A 15,655-nucleotide genomic window follows, 5' to 3' on the forward strand; every position below is an offset into this window, starting at 1 on the left:
GCGTACTCAGGCGGTCGTCTCGAAGCTCCAGTACGGTTTCGACGAGCCCAGCGCCGCCGCCGGCAGGGCCCACTGCAACGGCGTGCCTTCCAGTAGCAGTGGCGGGCGCAGGCGCTGCGCCGGGCCCCAGGCGGTGGTCTCGATGGCCGGGTCGAGATCGGCCGGTGCCTCTTCGGCCAGGGCCGGCAAGGCGTCGGCCCGCATCCCCTGCTCCACCAGGAACTGCGCGGTGCGCGCCAGCGACAGGCGCCAGGTGCTGCCGCGCCCGCTGCCCAGGCGCCGGCCCAGGCCACAGAGCGCGGCGGCGGCCATCAGGTAGCCGGTGGCGTGGTCCAGGGCCTGCACCGGCAGCGGCACCGGCTTGTCGGACTGGCGCCAGCGCATGCCGGCCTCGGCGATGCCGGTGCTCATCTGCACCAGGCTGTCGAAGCCCCGGCGGTTGCGCCAGGGGCCGCTCCAGCCGTAGGCGTTCAGGCTCACGTCGACCAGCCCCGGCGCCAGGTCCTGGCGCACTTCGGCGTCGAAGCCGAGGTTCTCCAGGGCGTCGCCGCGGTAGCCGTGGATCAGCACGTCGGTGTGGCGCAGCAGTTCCTCGAAGCGCTCGCGCCCGGGCAGGTCCTTCAGGTCCAGGCGCGCGCAGCGCTTGCCCAGGCAGACCTCGGGGATCACCCCCGGCTCGTCCCAGCCCGGCGGGTCGATGCGCAGCACCTCGGCGCCCAGGCCGGCAAGGAAACGGCTGGCCACCGGCCCGGCGAGCACCCGGGTGAGGTCCAGCACCCGCACCCCGGCCAGCGGCCGGTCCGCCGCCAGCGCCCAGGCCGGCGCGGGGGCGATGGCCTGCTCCTGGCTCCAGATCAGGTCCTGCTCCGCCAGGGCCTGGCCCTGGGGGTGCGCCTTCCATTCGTCGATGGAGCGCATCTCCGCGGCGCAACCGCCGGTGGCCACCACCGCGTGCTCCAGTTCGGCCTTGTTCCAGGTGGCGACGCGGGCCGCCGCCTCTTCGCGGCTGGCCACCGGCCCCAGCACGCGCACGACCGCGGCGCGGTGGTGCGGGGCGTTGGTGTGCAGGCGGATCCAGCCGTCGCGGGTGGCGTAGTCGCCGGCGATGTCGCCCCACATGGGCGGCAGCGCCCAGCCCTGGGGCCGCAGCGTCCAGGCGAACCAGAAGGACGCCAGGCGGCGATCCACCTGCAACGCCCCCGGCGCCTGGCCGGCGCGCTTCAGCAAGGCCGCGGTGGCCAGGCCGGCAGCGGCGATGGAGGCACTGGCGAGGTCGGTGACGGCGAAGGTCGAGGGCAGCCCGCCCTCGGCCTGGAAGGACAGGGGCGCGGGCAGGGCCGCGTTCTCTTCCAGGGCCTGCCACAGGGCCCTGGTCATCTGGCTGGCGAGCATGCTGCACCTCGATCGAAGGAGTCCATGAAACGGACCCGCCAGGCAACCTTAGCCCGCCCGCCGCGCCGCCGCGAGCCGGCCTTGCGCCGCAGGGGAATCGCAGGCAATAAAAAACCCGCCGGTGGCGGGTTCTTTACTGGGGCGCTAGTCCTTTAGCGATGTGCCTACCATCGCCCCCGAAGCGTGAAAATTTCGTGAAGAACCTTGAGTCAACCTGAATAATCCAGTGCCGTCCAGGCACGGCTGAGGTCGTCGCGGATGCGACAGGCGGACAGGTCGCCGCCCTCCTCGCCCACGCTCAGCAGGCGGGTGGCGCCGGTGCCGTCGTCGTGCACCTCGGTCAGCGTCTGCAGGCGGCCGCAGTTGGGCGTGTCTATCACATAGCTGGCCACCACCGCCGAGCGCGAGCGCGGCACACGGATGGCGTCGCGCACGATGCCGTGTTCCTCCACCCGCTTGCCGTCGGCCACCAGCACCGCCCAGGCCTCGCGGCCGTCGATCACCAGGTAGGCGCCATTGGCCTTGGGCCCCTCGGCCTGCGGCTGGGCGCAACCGGCGAGCAGGGCCAGGAGGGTGAGCACCAGCAGGGCTTTGACTTGCTTCATCACGCGTTCCTCTTCTTCGTCGTCGCCGCGGGGCGGGGCCCGGTTTCGCGGCGGCCATGGATTCAGTGAGCCAGCGGAAACCATGGTAGCCACAAAATACTGTTCATGCATACAGTATTTTTCGATTATCCTTCTGTCATCGACGAAAGGCACCCTGGCAACAGGTGGCAGGCAAGGACCCGAACAGGAGCGAAAGCGATGGTGGACATCCGCCAGATGAAATACACCGTGAACCACATGGGCGTGGAGGAAGTCAGCGAAGCGGTCGCCGAACTGCACCTCGAGGGCCTGGTCACCGAGGGCAAGACGCCCTTCTCCCGCACCCACTTCAACACCTGCTTCGCCGAGATCGAGGCACTGCTGCAGCGCGCCGGCTACCACCGCCCGCTGGACGTGGTGGGCTACCAGGGCCAGGCCTACGCCATGTTCGACCCCACGCGCTGGGACGCGGTGGAGGTGCTGCGCTGGCTGAAGGAATACGTGGAGGAGGCGCGCAGCGAGGCGGCGGGGGCCTGAACCTTACCCCGTGCGGGGATGGCAAAAGGCCGCAAAGGCTTGCCGCAGAGCGGCCGGACTTGCGCTGAAGGAGTTCGGCCACTAATGTCCTTGGGGCAGTTACGCACCACCACGCTGAATCAAGGACGAGTCCATGAGCAAGACGCTCCCCCAGGACTGGCTGTGGGCCTACCAGAAACTCCGCAGCCTCGCGGTCGGCCGCACCAGCTCCGCCTTCCTCGCCACCCTCTATCACCTGCGCGGCGATACCGGCCCCTTCTACTGCAAGGGCGGGCTGCGCAAGTCGCGCCTGGTGCGCAAGGAGTCCTGAGGCGGCGCATCGCGGACGGAGTCCGCTCCTACTGTTAGCGCCGCGCCCCTTGTAGGAGCGCGCCCTGCGCGCGATCGCGGGCAGGGCCCGCTCCAGGTTGACGTCGAGCTTCCCGCGCTCACGGAGCCATCCGTAGGGCGCATAACGCCTACGGCGTTATCCGCCGCCATCGTGCACCGGTGCCGCGGCCAACGGCGGATAACCGCGAACGGTTATTCGCCCTACGATTGAGCCCGAGCGTCGGCGAACGGCGCCCATTCAGGGATACGACTGCCGCTGCCCGTTCGAGCGCGTCGTCCCCGGGGTGACGTCGAATTGCACGCCATTGGGGTATTCGATGCTCTGGCGGATGCCACCGTTGGTACCACCGCCGCTGTTGTCGATGATCACCCGGCTGGAGCCCTGTTCGTAGCTGCGCGGAACCTGCACGCCACCGTAGCCGTCATAGCGCTGCACACTCGACGAGCTGTCGATGCTGCCACTGGCGCCGGGGCTGACGTAGATGCGCTCGATGCTGCGCACCGGCGGCTGGCCGGCCAGCGCCGCCCCGGCCAGCAGGCTGGCGAGCAGGCCGCAAAGCGCTCGGCTCTTCATGCTGGTCATGCTGGCTGAACCTCCGGTTAGGCTGGAAATGCCCCCAGTCTAACAACTCCAGTTTCCTACGCACCTGTTCCTTGCCATTCGATTGCCACGATTGGCAGATCGTTTCATATCAGTAAGATGCGACGATTTCTGAAAGAAGTTTCTGATGAATATTCGTCGCACAGCCTTCCTCCTCTTGATTGCGGTCCTGCCCCTGGCCGCCTCCGCCGCCGCCCCGCGCACCTTCCAGGAAGCCAAGAAGATCGGCTGGAAGCTCTATGCCCGCCAGTCGGTGGAGTTCTATTGCGGCTGCCGCTACAAGGGCAACCGCGTCGACCTGGCCAGTTGCGGCTACGTGCCGCGCAAGAACGCCAAGCGCGCCGGGCGCATCGAGTGGGAGCACATAGTCCCGGCCTGGGTCATCGGCCACCAGCGCCAGTGCTGGCAGAGCGGCGGGCGCAGCAACTGCTCGCGGCACGACCCGGTGTACCAGCGCGCCGAGGCCGACCTGTTCAACCTGGTGCCGAGCATCGGCGAGGTCAACGGCGACCGCAACAACTTCGGCTACGGCTGGCTGCCGCAGCAGGCGCCGCAGTATGGCGCCTGCCCGATGGTCATCGACTTCAAGGCGAAGAAGGCCATGCCGCGCCCGCAGATCCGCGGGATGATCGCCCGCACCTACTTCTACATGAGCGACCGCTACGGCCTGAGGCTGTCCAGACAGGACCGCCAGCTGTACCAGGCCTGGAGCAAGCAGTACCCGGTGGAAGCCTGGGAGCGCCAGCGCAACCAGATGGTCGGCTGCGTGATGGGCTGGGGCAACCCGTACGTGGGCAAGATCGACCTGCAGGGCTGCGGCACCGCGGCCAGCGTCGCCGGGCGCTGAAAGCCAGGCGACGGCCGTCACGCCTGGCAGTAGACTCAGCGGGCGCACCCTGTCGCGCAGGCCTCTTTTCCCCTGTCTGGAGTACCTCGCATGTCCCTGTCGATCTACCAGATTTCCGTTCCGGTGTTCATCCGCACGCTCGGCAACCTCTCGGCCATCCTGGCCAAGGCCGAGGCCCATGCCCAGGCCAGGTCCATCGACCCGACGGTGCTGCTGAACGCCCGCCTGGCCCCGGACATGTTCCCGCTGACGCGCCAGGTGCAGATCGCCAGCGACGCCGCCAAGGGCTGCGCCGCCCGCCTGGCCGGCGTGGAGATTCCCAGCTACGCCGACGAGGAACAGAGCTTCGCCGACCTGCAGGCGCGCATCGCCAAGACCATCGACTACCTCAAGGGCTTCAAGCCCGAGCAGTTCGAAGGCGCCGAGAACCGCGAGATCCACATCAAGACGCCGAGCCGCGAGCTGCACTTCAAGGGCCTGGACTTCCTGCTCGGCTTCGCCAACGCCAACTTCTACTTCCACGTCACCACCACCTACGCCATCCTCCGCCACAACGGCGTGGAGCTGGGCAAGATGGACTTCCTCGGCGGCGCCTGAGCCCGCCCGGTGCCGGCCACGCCGGCACCCTTCCCTAGCGTCCGGGCAGCGGCAGGCTGGTGGTCGACTTGATCTCCGACAGCGCGACTATGGAGTTGATCTCCTGGATGCCCGGCACCTGCGACAGGCGCTCGAAGAAGAAGCGCTCGTAGGCCTCGATGTCCTCGGTGACGATGCGCAGCATGAAGTCCACCGCGCCCATCAGCACATGGCACTCCAGCACCTCGGGGAACTCGCGGATGGCCGCGGCGAACTCGGTGAGGTTGTTGCGCCCGTGGGTGTTCAGCTTCACCTGGGCGAAGATCTGCGTGTTCAGGCCGATCTTCTTGCGGTCCAGCAGGGTCACCTGGCGGCGGATCACCCCTTCTTCCTTCAGGCGCTGGATACGCCGCCAGCACGGCGACTGCGACAGGCCGATGCGTTCGGCGATCTCGGCGGTGGAGAGCGTCGCCTCCTCCTGCAGCAGGGCGAGGATGCGCTTGTCGTAGGCATCCAGCTCGATCGGCATTATCTATTCTCCAACCCATGCGTTCACGCATAGTCTATTCGCAAACCATCTCCATCGCCGCTCATTTCGCAAAGCAAAACCCGGCCGGGCCACCGACAATGAGCCACCTCCCAGCCTTGCCGGTCCCGCCATGAACCAAGCCGTTTCCCTGCCCACCCGCACCGCCGTCCTGCCCGCCAGCCTGCTCGACGCCGGCCCCGGCGAGCGCCCCGACGGCTGGACCCGCCGCCCGGCCGACGCGGCGCGCCAGGCGCACTTCGCCATCCGCGCCGAGGCCGATGCCGACGTGCTGTGCAAGCTGCTGAACCTGTTCGCCCTGCAGGGCTGGCTGCCGGCCGAAGTGCATGCCGTGCAGGCGGGCGAATGGCTGCAGGTGGACCTGCGCGTACCGGGCATGCCGGAGCAGCGTGGCGAGGTGATGGCCGAGCGCATGCGCTCGCTGGTCAGCGTGGCGACGGTGGAATTGGCGTTCAGCAGCTTCTGACGGCGCAATCTGTCCGTTCAGCGATACAGGCTGGCTTTCTCGCGTTAGCCGGAAGGCCAGCACGGGCATAGAGTCGGAACCGTCATCCGTCCGTCAGAGGCGGCGACCGCATTCTTCGTACCTTGCCCGAGATGATCGCCATGGCTCGTCCACGTCTGCTCCCCGACAACTTCACCCTGGCCCTGGTCGCCACAGTGGCCATCGCCAGCCTGCTGCCCTGCCAGGGGCAGGTGGCCACCGCCTTCGGCTGGGTCACCAACCTGGCCATCGGCCTGCTGTTCTTCCTGCACGGCGCCAAGCTGTCGCGCCAGGCCATCATCGCCGGCGCCACCCACTGGCGCCTGCACCTGCTGGTGTTCGCCTGCACCTTCATCCTCTTCCCGATCCTCGGCCTGGTGCTCAAGCCGGTGCTGTCGCCGCTGGTGACCCCGGACCTGTACCTGGGCCTGCTGTACCTGTGCGCCCTGCCGGCCACCGTGCAGTCGTCCATCGCCTTCACCTCGCTGGCCCGCGGCAACATCCCGGCGGCGGTATGCAGCGCCTCGGCGTCCAGCCTGATCGGCATCTTCCTCACCCCGCTGCTGGTCCAGCTGCTGCTGGGCGTGCACGGCGACACCGGCGTCTCCACCCTGGACGCCATCGGCAAGATCACCCTGCAGCTGCTGGTGCCCTTCATCGCCGGCCAGGCCCTGCGTGGCGTGATCGGCGGCTGGGTGGACCGGCACAAGCCGGTGCTGCGCTACGTCGACCAGGGTTCGATCCTGCTGGTGGTCTACACCGCCTTCAGCGCCGCGGTGATCCAGGGCCTGTGGCACCAGGTGCCGCTGGCCGCGCTGGCCGGCCTGGTGGTGGTGTGCTGCATCCTGCTGGCGCTCGCCCTGTTCGCCACCAGCCAGCTCAGCCGGCGCCTGGGCTTCGACAAGGAAGACGAGATCACCATCGTCTTCTGCGGCTCGAAGAAGAGCCTGGCCACCGGCGTGCCCATGGCCCAGGTGCTGTTCGCCACCGGCAGCATCGGCGTGATCCTGCTGCCGCTGATGCTCTTCCACCAGATCCAGCTGATGGTCTGCGCGGTGCTGGCCCAGCGCTACGCCAAGCGCCAGCAGGAAGCGGCGGCCACGGCGCAGGTGGTGCAGTCGCGCTGAAGCGTTCGGTGCGACGTGCCTTGCCGGCTGCGCCGAGGCGCTTTTCGTAGGGTGGGCTGAGCCTTGGCGAGACCCATGCAGCCACGGCGATGGGTATCGCTTCGCTCAACCCATCCTACGGAGTGTCATATTTACCTGTAGGAGCGCGCCCTGCGCGCGAATCGCGGGCAGGGCCCGCTCCTACAGGTTGATACCTATCGCTCGCCCCGCGAGATCAGGCCACCGGCGTACGCAGGGTGACGAACTCCTCGGCCGCCGTCGGGTGGATGCCGATGGTTTCGTCGAACACCCGCTTGGTGGCCCCGGCCTTGAGCGCCACGGCGATGCCCTGGAGGATCTCGCCGGCCTCCGGGCCGACCATGTGGCAGCCCAGCACCTGGTCGCTGTCGGCGTCGACGATCAGCTTCATCAGGGTCTTTTCCTGGGATTCGGTGAGGGTCAGCTTGAGCGCGCGGAAGCGGCTCTCGAACAGCTTGATCCGGTGCCCGGCGGCGCGCGCCTCGTCCTCGGTGAGGCCGACGGTGCCGATGTTCGGCAGGCTGAACACCGCAGTGGGGATCAGCTTGTAGTCCACCGGCCGGTATTCCTCGGGGCGGAACAGCTGGCGGGCCACCGCCATGCCCTCGGCCAGGGCCACCGGGGTCAGCTGCACGCGGCCGATGACGTCGCCGATGGCGCGGATCGACGGCTCGCTGGTGCGGTAGGCCTCGTCGACCTTGACGAAACCCTTGTCGTCCAGCGCCACCTCGACGTTCTCCAGCCCCAGGCCGTCGAGCATCGGCCGGCGGCCGGTGGCGTAGAACACGCAGTCGGCCTCCAGCAGGCGGCCGTCCTTGAGGGTCGCCAGCAGGCTGCCGTCGGCCTGCTTGTCGATGCGCGCGATGTCGGCGTTGAACTGCAGGTCCAGGCCCTTCTTCGTCAGCTCGTCGCGCAGGTGCTCACGCACGCTGCGGTCGAAGCCGCGCAGGAACAGCTCGCGGCGGTACAGCAGGGTGGTCTGCGCGCCCAGGCCATGGAAGATGGAGGCGAACTCCACGGCGATGTAGCCGCCGCCCACCACCAGCACCCGGCGCGGCAGCTGCGGCAGGAAGAAGGCCTCCTGGGAGGTGATGACGTGTTCCTTGCCGGGGATGTCCGGCACCTGGGGCCAGCCACCGGTGGCGATGAGGATGTTGGCGGCGCGCAGGCGCTGGCCGTCCACTTCCACGGTATGGGCGTCGACCAGGCGCGCGTGGCCTTCGAGCAGGGTCACCCCGCTGTTCACCAGCAGGTTGCGGTAGATGCCGTTGAGGCGGTGGATCTCGCGGTTCTTGTTGGCGATCAGGGTCGGCCAGTCGAAGCGCGCCTCGCCCAGGCTCCAGCCGAAGCCGGCGGCCTGCTCGAAGTCCTCGTGGAAGTGCGCGCCGTACACCAGCAGCTTCTTCGGCACGCAACCGACGTTCACGCAGGTGCCGCCCAGGTAGCGGCTCTCGGCCACCGCCACGCGCGCGCCGAACCCCGCGGCGAACCGCGCGGCACGCACGCCGCCGGAACCCGCACCAATCACGAACAGGTCGAAATCGAAAGCCATCGTCGTTCTCCACTGGCAGATGCCCGGCAGCATACCTCATCGCCGCTGGCCTATCCTGCCAGCAGAGCCCACAGGAGGAAGCCGCCATGCGCCCGTCCCTGACCCACCTGGCCCTGCACGTACCGGACCTGGAGGCCTGCATCGCCTTCTACGAACGCTTCTGCGGCATGCGCGTGATCCACCAGCGCGAGGGCAAGGGCTCGCGCATCGTGTGGATGGCCGAGCCGGGCAAGGAGCACCAGTTCATCTTCGTCATCATGCCCGGCGGCGAGGCCCGCCACCTGGCCAGCGACGACTACAGCCACTTCGGCTTCGCGGTGGACAGCCACGAGAAGGTCGATACCATCGCCGCCGAGGCCGAACGCGCCGGCTGCCTGATCTGGCCGCCGCGCCAGGAGCCCTACCCCGTCGGTTATTACTGTGGTGTTCGTGACCCTGCAGGAAATTACGTGGAGTTCAGCTACGGCCAACCACTGGGGCCGGGCTCGGAAGAAATGCCGATTCCATCGTCGCTGTAGGCGCCGAACCGTAGGGCGCATAACGCCTCCAGCGTTATCCGCCGCCTTCGCAAGGCAACGGCGGATAACCGCGAACGGTTATTCGCCCTACGGCAGCCCCCCGCTCCGAAAGCGTGCGGCCCACGCGAACGGCGGAAACGAAGAAGCCACCCGCAGGTGGCTTCTTCGACGTACCGGGAACGCGCCGGGATTACCAAGCCTTGCCGGTCTTGTAGAGGTTCTCGTAGCAGAAGTTGGTCGCCTCGATGTAGCCCTCGGCGCTACCGCAGTCGAAGCGCTTGCCCTTGAACTTGTAGGCCAGCACGCAGCCGTCCTGGGCCTGCTTCATCAGGGCGTCGGTGATCTGGATCTCGCCACCCTTGCCCGGCTCGGTCTGCTCGATCAGCTCGAAGATGTCCGGGGTCAGGATGTAGCGGCCGATGATCGCCAGGTTCGACGGCGCCTCTTCCGGCTTGGGCTTCTCGACCATGTTGTTCACGCGGTAGATGTCGTCGCGGATCATCTCGCCGGCGATCACGCCGTACTTGTTGGTCTCTTCCGGCGGCACTTCCTGGATGGCCACGATGGAGCAGCGGAACTGGTTGTACAGCTTGACCATCTGCTTCAGGACGCTGTCGCCTTCCAGGTTCAGGCAGAGGTCGTCGGCCAGGACCACGGCGAAGGGCTCGTCGCCGATCAGCGGGCGGCCGGTGAGGATGGCGTGGCCCAGGCCCTTCATCTCGATCTGACGGGTGTAGGAGAAGGTGCACTCGTCGATCAGGCGGCGGATACCGACCAGGTACTTTTCCTTGTCGGTGTTGCGGATCTGGGTTTCCAGCTCGTAGCTGATGTCGAAATGGTCTTCCAGCGAACGCTTGCCGCGGCCGGTGACAATGCCGATCTCCGACAGCCCGGCTTCCAGCGCCTCTTCGACGCCGTACTGGATCAGCGGCTTGTTGACGATCGGCAGCATTTCCTTGGGCATGGCCTTGGTGGCCGGGAGGAAGCGGGTGCCGTAGCCGGCAGCCGGGAACAGACATTTCTTGATCATGGAAGTCCTTCGACATGAACGAGGGTGTGAATGGCGCGCAGTCTAATGAGCCCGCGTGCGGCTTACAATGCCCACGCTGCGCGCCCGCCAGCGGAGGCGCAGGCCCGTCGGCGATGGGCAACGGCTAGTCAGACCGCCACGGCGCCGGCAAGTTCGGTCGATACTGGCAAAAAGTCAGCACTGGTACCTTCGGCGACCGTCTGTCGGCTCCATCCTACGCACTCTGAAGGGCGCCGACAGAGCCCGTGCTGACCTGGCTCAGTCTTCCGGCGGATCGTCGCGGCGTAGCGAACCGGTCGTATTGACCGGATGGGGGCGAGACCAGATACTGTATTTTCATACAGTATTCGGGATTTCATCTTGCTCTACCTCCCCTCTTCCCATCACAGGTGCCAACCATGGGCGTCGCCGTAGACCTGGGCGCGCTGCTCGACCAGCGACGCGTCTGGAAGGGCCAGGCCGGCACCACGCCCAGCGCAGCCCAGCCCACCGGCCATGCCCGGCTGGACGCCCTGCTGCCGGGCGGTGGCTGGCCAGAGGCGGCGCTGAGCGAGATCCTCCATGCCGCCGAGGGTATCGGCGAGCTGCAGTTGCTCTGGCCGACCCTGGCGCGCCTGAGCGCGGCCGGCGAGCGCGTGGTGCTGGTGGCGCCGCCGCACATCCCCTACCCCCGCGCCTGGCTGGAGGCGGGCGTCGAGTTGCAGCACCTGGCCTGGGTCGAGGCCAGTGGCCGCGATGCGCTCTGGGCGACCGAGCAATGCCTGCGCTCGGGCTGCTGCGGCGCCGTGCTGTGCTGGCCGCAGCAGGCCGACGACCGCGCCCTGCGCCGCCTGCAGGTGGCGGCGGAAAGCGGCCAGACCCTGGCCTTCGCCTTCCGCCCGCTGCGCGAGGCGTACAACCCCTCGCCGGCCGCGCTGCGCCTGGCCGTCGAAACCCGCCCGGCGCAACTGCGGGTGCTCAAGTGCCGTGGCGGCCTGGCCCCGGCCAGCCCCCTGCCGCTGGCCGCCCTGCACTGAGGTCGCCATGCGCTGGGCCTGCATTCTCCTGCCACAGCTGGCCGTGGACGCCGCCCTGCGCCAGCGCAGCAATCCCGAGGCGCCCCTCGCCCTGCTAGCCGGCCCGCCACAACGGCGCGTGCTGCAGGCGGTCAACCCGGCGGCCCGCCGGCTCGGCCTGCGCCCCGGCCTGTCGCTGACCGCGGCGCGCGCCCTGTGCCGCGACTTCGACTGCGCCGAGTACGACCTGGCCGCCATCCAGCGCAGCCAGGACCTGCTCGCCGCCTGGGCCTACGGCTTCAGCTCCCAGGTCAGCCAGCACTACCCGCGCGCGCTGCTGCTGGAGGTCGCCTCCAGCCTGGCGCTGTTCGGCCCCTGGCCACGCTTCGAGGCCCGCCTGCGCGAGGAACTGCGGGCCCTGGGCTTCAGCCACCGCATCGGCGTGGCGCCCACCCCCGCGGCCGCGCGGGTACTGGTCAACGCCGGTGACGGCCTGGTGGTGGAACACCCGGAAGCCCTGCGCAGCGTCCTCGGGCGCCTGCCCCTGGAGCGCTGCGGGCTGCCCCGGGAAAGCGTGGCCAGCCTGGCGCGCATGGGCCTGCGCAGCCTGCAGCAACTGCTCGCCATGCCCCGCGACGGTCTGGCCCGGCGTTTTCCGGCGGAACTGCTGCGGCAGGTCGACAACCTGCTCGGCCAGCGGTCGCTGGCCCTGGACTTCTACCGGCCACCGGAACGCTTCGAGAGCCGCATCGAGCTGAATTTCGACGTCGAATCGACCCAGGCCCTGCTCTTCCCCCTGCGCCGCCTGACCGGCGACCTCGCCGCCTTCCTCGCCGGGCGCGACAGCGGCGTGCAGCGCTTCGAGCTGTACCTGGAGCACCACGGCCGCGGCGAAACCTGCATGCCGGTCGGCCTGCTCAGCGCCGAGCGCGAGCCGGCCATGCTCTTCGAGCTGAGCCGCGGCCGCCTGGAACAGCTGCAACTGCCCGCCGCGGTACAGGCCGTGCGCCTGCAGGCCGACGACCTGCCGCCCTTCGCCCCCGGGCTGCGCCAGCTGTTCGACGAGCGCCCGCAGCAGACGCAGCCCTGGGAACAGCTGCGCGAACGCCTGCGCGCGCGCCTGGGCGACGATGCCGTGCACGGCCTGGGGGCCCTCGCCGAGCACCGCCCGGAACAGGCCTGGCAACCCCGGGAAAGCCCGCGCGCCCTCCCCCTGCCGCCCTGCGGGCCGCGCCCCGGCTGGTTGCTGCGGCAGCCACAGGCGCTGCGCGAAAGCCTGCCCCGGGTGCTCGCCGGGCCGGAGCGCATCGAGTCCGGCTGGTGGGATGGCGCGGACATGCGCCGCGACTACTACCGGGTGCAGACCCGCGCCGGCCAGCAGGCCTGGGTCTACCGCGAGGTCGGCAGCGAGGGGCCGTGGCTGATCCACGGCTGGTTCGCATGACCCCGGCCTACGCCGAGCTGCACTGCCTGTCGAACTTCAGCTTCCAGCGCGGTGCCTCCAGTGCCCATGAACTCTTCGAGCGCGCCGCACGCCTTGGCTACCGCGCCCTGGCCATCACCGACGAATGCAGCCTGGCCGGCATCGTCCGCGCCTGGCAGGCGGCGAAGGCATTCGAGCTGGCGCTGATCGTCGGCAGCGAGGTGCGCATCGAGGCCGGCCCCAAGCTGGTCCTGCTGGCCGAGAACCTCACCGGCTACCAGAACCTCTGCCGGCTCATCACCCACGCCCGGCGCCGCGCCGACAAGGGCAGCTACCGCCTGCTGCGCGAGGACCTGGAGGCCGACCTGGAAGGCCTGCTGGCGATCTGGCTGCCCGACACGGCAGCGGATACGGATGGCGCCTGGCTGCGCGAACGCTTCCCGCAACGCCTCTGGCTGGGCGTCGGGCTGCACCGCGGCGCGGACGACAGTGCCCGCCTGCAGGCCCTGCTGGCCCAGGCCGCCCGCCATGGCATCGCCACCGTGGCCTGCGGCGACGTGCACATGCACAGCCGCGGCCGCCGGGCCCTGCAGGACTGCATGACGGCCATCCGTCACCACCTGCCGGTCAGCGAGGCCGGCGCCCACCTGTTCCCCAACGGCGAACGCCACTTGCGCCCGCGGGAAGTGCTGGCCGAGCTGTATCCGGCGCAGTTGCTGGAGGAGACGCTGCGGATCGCGGGGCGTTGCAGTTTCGATCTGGGGCAGCTGCGCTACCAGTATCCCCGCGAACTGGTGCCCGAGGGGCACACGCCGAAGTCCTGGCTATGCCAGATGACCTACGCCGGTATCCGCAGGCGCTGGCCGGACGGGGCGCGGAAAAAGGTGCTGAAACGCATCGGCAAGGAACTGCTGCTGATCGCCGAGCTGGAGTACGAGAACTACTTCCTCACCGTCCACGACATCGTCCAGTTCGCCCGCAGCCAGGGCATTCTCTGCCAGGGGCGCGGCTCGGCCGCCAACTCCGCGGTGTGTTTCGCCCTGGGTATCACCGAGCTGGACCCGTCGCGCAGCAAGCTGCTTTTCGGCCGCTTCATCTCCCGCGAGCGCAACGAGCCGCCGGACATAGACGTCGACTTCGAGCACGATCGGCGCGAAGAAGTCATCCAGTACGTCTTCCGTCGCTACGGCCGCCACCGTGCAGCCCTGACCGCCGTGGTCAGCAGCTACCGCGGCGCAGGCGCCATACGCGACATCGCCAAGGCCCTGGGCCTGCCACCCGACCAGGTGGACGCCCTGGCCGGATGCTGCGGGCGCTGGAGCGAGCAAACGCCACCCGAAGAGCAACTGCGCGAAGCGGGTTTCGACCCACAGAGCCCGATCATGCGCAGGGTGCTGGCGCTCACCGCAGAGCTGATCGGCTTTCCCCGCCACCTGTCGCAACATCCTGGTGGCTTCGTCATTTCCGAGCAGCCATTGATCAACCTGGTCCCGGTCGAGAACGCGTCCATGCCCGAACGCACCGTGATCCAGTGGGACAAGGACGATATCGATGCGGTGAAGCTACTCAAGGTCGACGTGCTCGCCCTGGGGATGCTCAGTGCCCTGCGCCGCTGCTTCGACCTGGTGCATCGCCTGCGCGGCACGCCGATGAGCATTGCCAGCATTCCCCCGGAAGACCCGGCCACCTACGAGATGATCAGCCGCGCCGATGCCATAGGCGTGTTCCAGATCGAGTCCCGCGCGCAGATGGCCATGCTGCCGCGGCTGCGGCCGAAGACGTTCTACGACCTGGTGATCGAGGTCGCCATCGTCCGTCCGGGCCCGATACAGGGCGACATGGTCCACCCCTACCTGCGACGGCGTAACAAGCAAGAGCCGATCACCTATCCCTCGCCGGCCCTGGAACAGGTGTTCCGGCGCACCCTGGGCGTTCCGTTGTTCCAGGAACAGGTCATGGAGGTCGCGGTGGTCGCTGCCGGCTACACCGCCGGCGAAGCCGACGACCTGCGCCGTTCCATGGCTGCCTGGAAACGCCACGGCGGCCTGGAGAAACACCGCCTGCGCCTGACCGAGGGCATGCTGGAGAATGGCTACACCGCCGATTTCGCCGCCCGCATCTTCGAACAGATAAAGGGCTTCGGCAGCTACGGCTTCCCCGAATCCCATGCCGCCAGCTTCGCCCTGCTCACCTATGCCAGCAGTTGGCTGAAGTGCCACGAGCCGGCAGCCTTCGCCTGCGCCCTGGTCAACAGCTGGCCGATGGGTTTCTACAGCCCCGACCAGGTACTGCAGGATGCCCGCCGCCACGGCATCGAGGTGCTGCCGGTGGACGTGCGCTACAGCCACTGGGACTGCAGCCTGGAGGATAAGGGCGAGGCACAGCCGGCAATCCGCCTGGGGCTGCGCATGGTCCGCGGCTTCCGCGAGGATTTGGCCCAACGCATCGTCCAGACCCGCGAGCGACGGGCTTTCGAAAGCGTCGAGGACCTCAGCTACCGGGCCGGCCTGGACGCCGCGGCCCGCGAGCGCCTGGCCGACGCCGGCGCCCTGCGCGGCCTGGCCGGGCATCGCCACCGGGCGCGCTGGGCCGTGGCCGGGGTGGAACCGCAGCTACCGCTGTTCGCCGGTCAAGACGCCATGACGGAGGCCGCGGTGAGCCTGCCGTTGCCCAGCCAGGGCGAGGAAATGCTCACCGACTACGCCAGCCTGGGCACCACCCTAGGCCCACACCCGCTGCGCCTGCTGCGCGGCCAGTTGAAAGCGTTGCGCTGCCGCAGCTCCCGCGAGCTGCCCGGCCTGGAGCACGGCCGGCCACTCAGCGTCGCCGGGCTGGTGATCGGCCGGCAGCGGCCGCAGACTGCCAGCGGCGTCACCTTCGTCACCCTCGAGGATGAGTTCGGCCTGGTCAACGTCGTGGTCTGGCGCGACGTTGCCGAACGCCAGCGCCGCGTATTCCTGCAAGCGCAGTTGCTGCAGGTGCGCGGCCGGCTGGAAAGCGAGAGCGGCGTGCGCCACGTGATCGCCGAGCAACTGGTCGACCTGACGCCCCTGCTCAGCGGCCTGGACGTGCCCAGCCGCGATTTCCGCTAGTG

At 68.8% G+C, this 15,655-nt stretch carries 16 protein-coding genes; 10 read left to right on the plus strand and 6 right to left on the minus strand.

Annotation, left to right across the window (positions count from 1 at the left end):
* Positions 1 to 6: 6 nt before the first annotated feature.
* Positions 7 to 1,392, minus strand: coding sequence for a CoA transferase (locus VV867_RS08595; RefSeq protein ID WP_442965009.1), 1,386 nt, complete (start codon positions 1,390 to 1,392; stop codon positions 7 to 9).
* Positions 1,393 to 1,601: 209 nt separating this feature from the next.
* Positions 1,602 to 1,997: a hypothetical protein gene (locus VV867_RS08600; RefSeq protein WP_089391337.1), complete on the minus strand. Its 396-nt coding sequence runs from the start codon at positions 1,995 to 1,997 to the stop codon at positions 1,602 to 1,604.
* 198 nt (positions 1,998 to 2,195) lie between these two features.
* On the opposite strand from VV867_RS08600, the gene VV867_RS08605 reads away from it, so the two are divergent.
* Entirely contained in the window at positions 2,196 to 2,513 is a 318-nt protein-coding gene (locus VV867_RS08605; protein WP_089391338.1) for a transcriptional regulator, read from the plus strand.
* Between the two features lie 133 nt (positions 2,514 to 2,646).
* Positions 2,647 to 2,823, plus strand: a complete 177-nt coding sequence (locus tag VV867_RS08610; RefSeq protein WP_167364811.1) for a hypothetical protein — start codon at positions 2,647 to 2,649, stop codon at positions 2,821 to 2,823.
* A 258-nt stretch (positions 2,824 to 3,081) separates the two neighbouring features.
* Here the strand turns inward: VV867_RS08610 and VV867_RS08615 are convergent, their stop codons facing one another.
* Positions 3,082 to 3,426 (minus strand): hypothetical protein, encoded by a 345-nt coding sequence (locus tag VV867_RS08615; protein WP_328566111.1) that lies wholly within the window; start codon positions 3,424 to 3,426, stop codon positions 3,082 to 3,084.
* Between the two features lie 145 nt (positions 3,427 to 3,571).
* On the opposite strand from VV867_RS08615, the gene VV867_RS08620 reads away from it, so the two are divergent.
* Both VV867_RS08620 and VV867_RS08625 read left to right on the plus strand, forming a co-directional pair.
* The gene (locus VV867_RS08620) at positions 3,572 to 4,291 is read left to right on the plus strand and encodes an endonuclease (RefSeq protein ID WP_109932291.1); all 720 of its coding nucleotides are present in this window, start codon (positions 3,572 to 3,574) and stop codon (positions 4,289 to 4,291) included.
* Positions 4,292 to 4,381: 90 nt separating this feature from the next.
* Entirely contained in the window at positions 4,382 to 4,888 is a 507-nt protein-coding gene (locus VV867_RS08625) for a DUF1993 domain-containing protein (RefSeq protein WP_328566112.1), read from the plus strand.
* A gap of 34 nt (positions 4,889 to 4,922) precedes the next feature.
* Here VV867_RS08625 and VV867_RS08630 read toward each other — a convergent pair whose 3' ends face one another.
* Complete coding sequence (locus VV867_RS08630; RefSeq protein ID WP_043273730.1) at positions 4,923 to 5,396, minus strand: Lrp/AsnC family transcriptional regulator; 474 nt, start codon at positions 5,394 to 5,396, stop codon at positions 4,923 to 4,925.
* A gap of 130 nt (positions 5,397 to 5,526) precedes the next feature.
* Here VV867_RS08630 and VV867_RS08635 point away from each other — a divergent pair, with 130 nt between their 5' ends.
* Together VV867_RS08635 and VV867_RS08640 are read left to right on the plus strand one after the other, a co-directional pair.
* Positions 5,527 to 5,880: a hypothetical protein gene (locus VV867_RS08635; RefSeq protein ID WP_109932282.1), complete on the plus strand. Its 354-nt coding sequence runs from the start codon at positions 5,527 to 5,529 to the stop codon at positions 5,878 to 5,880.
* Positions 5,881 to 6,020: 140 nt separating this feature from the next.
* Complete coding sequence (locus VV867_RS08640; RefSeq protein ID WP_328566113.1) at positions 6,021 to 7,025, plus strand: bile acid:sodium symporter family protein; 1,005 nt, start codon at positions 6,021 to 6,023, stop codon at positions 7,023 to 7,025.
* Positions 7,026 to 7,239: 214 nt separating this feature from the next.
* Here VV867_RS08640 and gorA read toward each other — a convergent pair whose 3' ends face one another.
* Positions 7,240 to 8,595, minus strand: coding sequence for a glutathione-disulfide reductase (gene gorA / locus VV867_RS08645; RefSeq protein WP_109933878.1), 1,356 nt, complete (start codon positions 8,593 to 8,595; stop codon positions 7,240 to 7,242).
* 86 nt (positions 8,596 to 8,681) lie between these two features.
* On the opposite strand from gorA, the gene VV867_RS08650 reads away from it, so the two are divergent.
* Entirely contained in the window at positions 8,682 to 9,113 is a 432-nt protein-coding gene (locus tag VV867_RS08650; RefSeq protein ID WP_109933877.1) for a VOC family protein, read from the plus strand.
* Positions 9,114 to 9,303: 190 nt separating this feature from the next.
* Here the strand turns inward: VV867_RS08650 and galU are convergent, their stop codons facing one another.
* Positions 9,304 to 10,143 (minus strand): UTP--glucose-1-phosphate uridylyltransferase GalU, encoded by an 840-nt coding sequence (gene galU, locus VV867_RS08655; RefSeq protein ID WP_009619948.1) that lies wholly within the window; start codon positions 10,141 to 10,143, stop codon positions 9,304 to 9,306.
* 398 nt (positions 10,144 to 10,541) lie between these two features.
* On the opposite strand from galU, the gene imuA reads away from it, so the two are divergent.
* Genes imuA through VV867_RS08670 form a run of 3 tightly spaced genes read left to right on the plus strand, consistent with a single transcriptional unit; the run spans position 10,542 to position 15,653 of the window.
* Positions 10,542 to 11,159: a translesion DNA synthesis-associated protein ImuA gene (imuA, locus tag VV867_RS08660; protein ID WP_109933876.1), complete on the plus strand. Its 618-nt coding sequence runs from the start codon at positions 10,542 to 10,544 to the stop codon at positions 11,157 to 11,159.
* Between the two features lie 7 nt (positions 11,160 to 11,166).
* Positions 11,167 to 12,582 carry a Y-family DNA polymerase gene (locus tag VV867_RS08665; protein WP_328566114.1) on the plus strand — a complete coding sequence of 472 codons (1,416 nt, stop codon included), beginning with the start codon at positions 11,167 to 11,169 and terminating at the stop codon, positions 12,580 to 12,582.
* Positions 12,579 to 15,653, plus strand: coding sequence for an error-prone DNA polymerase (locus tag VV867_RS08670; protein WP_328566209.1), 3,075 nt, complete (start codon positions 12,579 to 12,581; stop codon positions 15,651 to 15,653). The genes VV867_RS08665 and VV867_RS08670 overlap by 4 nt, the downstream gene beginning before the upstream one ends.
* Positions 15,654 to 15,655: the final 2 nt, after the last annotated feature.

The sequence above is a fragment of the Pseudomonas sp. JH-2 genome (assembly GCF_036231725.1).
Lineage (GTDB): Bacteria > Pseudomonadota > Gammaproteobacteria > Pseudomonadales > Pseudomonadaceae > Pseudomonas > Pseudomonas delhiensis.

What these genes read in the sequence shown, in the direction of transcription:
- VV867_RS08640 (WP_328566113.1), top strand. Translation starts at nt 6,021, where the DNA reads ATGGCTCGTCCACGTCTGCTCCCCGACAACTTCACCCTGGCCCTGGTC.
- imuA (WP_109933876.1), top strand. Translation starts at nt 10,542, where the DNA reads ATGGGCGTCGCCGTAGACCTGGGCGCGCTGCTCGACCAGCGACGCGTC.
- VV867_RS08595 (WP_442965009.1), bottom strand. Translation starts at nt 1,392, where the DNA reads ATGCTCGCCAGCCAGATGACCAGGGCCCTGTGGCAGGCCCTGGAAGAG.
- galU (WP_009619948.1), bottom strand. Translation starts at nt 10,143, where the DNA reads ATGATCAAGAAATGTCTGTTCCCGGCTGCCGGCTACGGCACCCGCTTC.
- VV867_RS08665 (WP_328566114.1), top strand. Translation starts at nt 11,167, where the DNA reads ATGCGCTGGGCCTGCATTCTCCTGCCACAGCTGGCCGTGGACGCCGCC.
- VV867_RS08600 (WP_089391337.1), bottom strand. Translation starts at nt 1,997, where the DNA reads ATGAAGCAAGTCAAAGCCCTGCTGGTGCTCACCCTCCTGGCCCTGCTC.
- gorA (WP_109933878.1), bottom strand. Translation starts at nt 8,595, where the DNA reads ATGGCTTTCGATTTCGACCTGTTCGTGATTGGTGCGGGTTCCGGCGGC.
- VV867_RS08610 (WP_167364811.1), top strand. Translation starts at nt 2,647, where the DNA reads ATGAGCAAGACGCTCCCCCAGGACTGGCTGTGGGCCTACCAGAAACTC.
- VV867_RS08605 (WP_089391338.1), top strand. Translation starts at nt 2,196, where the DNA reads ATGGTGGACATCCGCCAGATGAAATACACCGTGAACCACATGGGCGTG.
- VV867_RS08670 (WP_328566209.1), top strand. Translation starts at nt 12,579, where the DNA reads ATGACCCCGGCCTACGCCGAGCTGCACTGCCTGTCGAACTTCAGCTTC.
- VV867_RS08620 (WP_109932291.1), top strand. Translation starts at nt 3,572, where the DNA reads ATGAATATTCGTCGCACAGCCTTCCTCCTCTTGATTGCGGTCCTGCCC.
- VV867_RS08630 (WP_043273730.1), bottom strand. Translation starts at nt 5,396, where the DNA reads ATGCCGATCGAGCTGGATGCCTACGACAAGCGCATCCTCGCCCTGCTG.
- VV867_RS08650 (WP_109933877.1), top strand. Translation starts at nt 8,682, where the DNA reads ATGCGCCCGTCCCTGACCCACCTGGCCCTGCACGTACCGGACCTGGAG.
- VV867_RS08615 (WP_328566111.1), bottom strand. Translation starts at nt 3,426, where the DNA reads ATGACCAGCATGAAGAGCCGAGCGCTTTGCGGCCTGCTCGCCAGCCTG.
- VV867_RS08625 (WP_328566112.1), top strand. Translation starts at nt 4,382, where the DNA reads ATGTCCCTGTCGATCTACCAGATTTCCGTTCCGGTGTTCATCCGCACG.
- VV867_RS08635 (WP_109932282.1), top strand. Translation starts at nt 5,527, where the DNA reads ATGAACCAAGCCGTTTCCCTGCCCACCCGCACCGCCGTCCTGCCCGCC.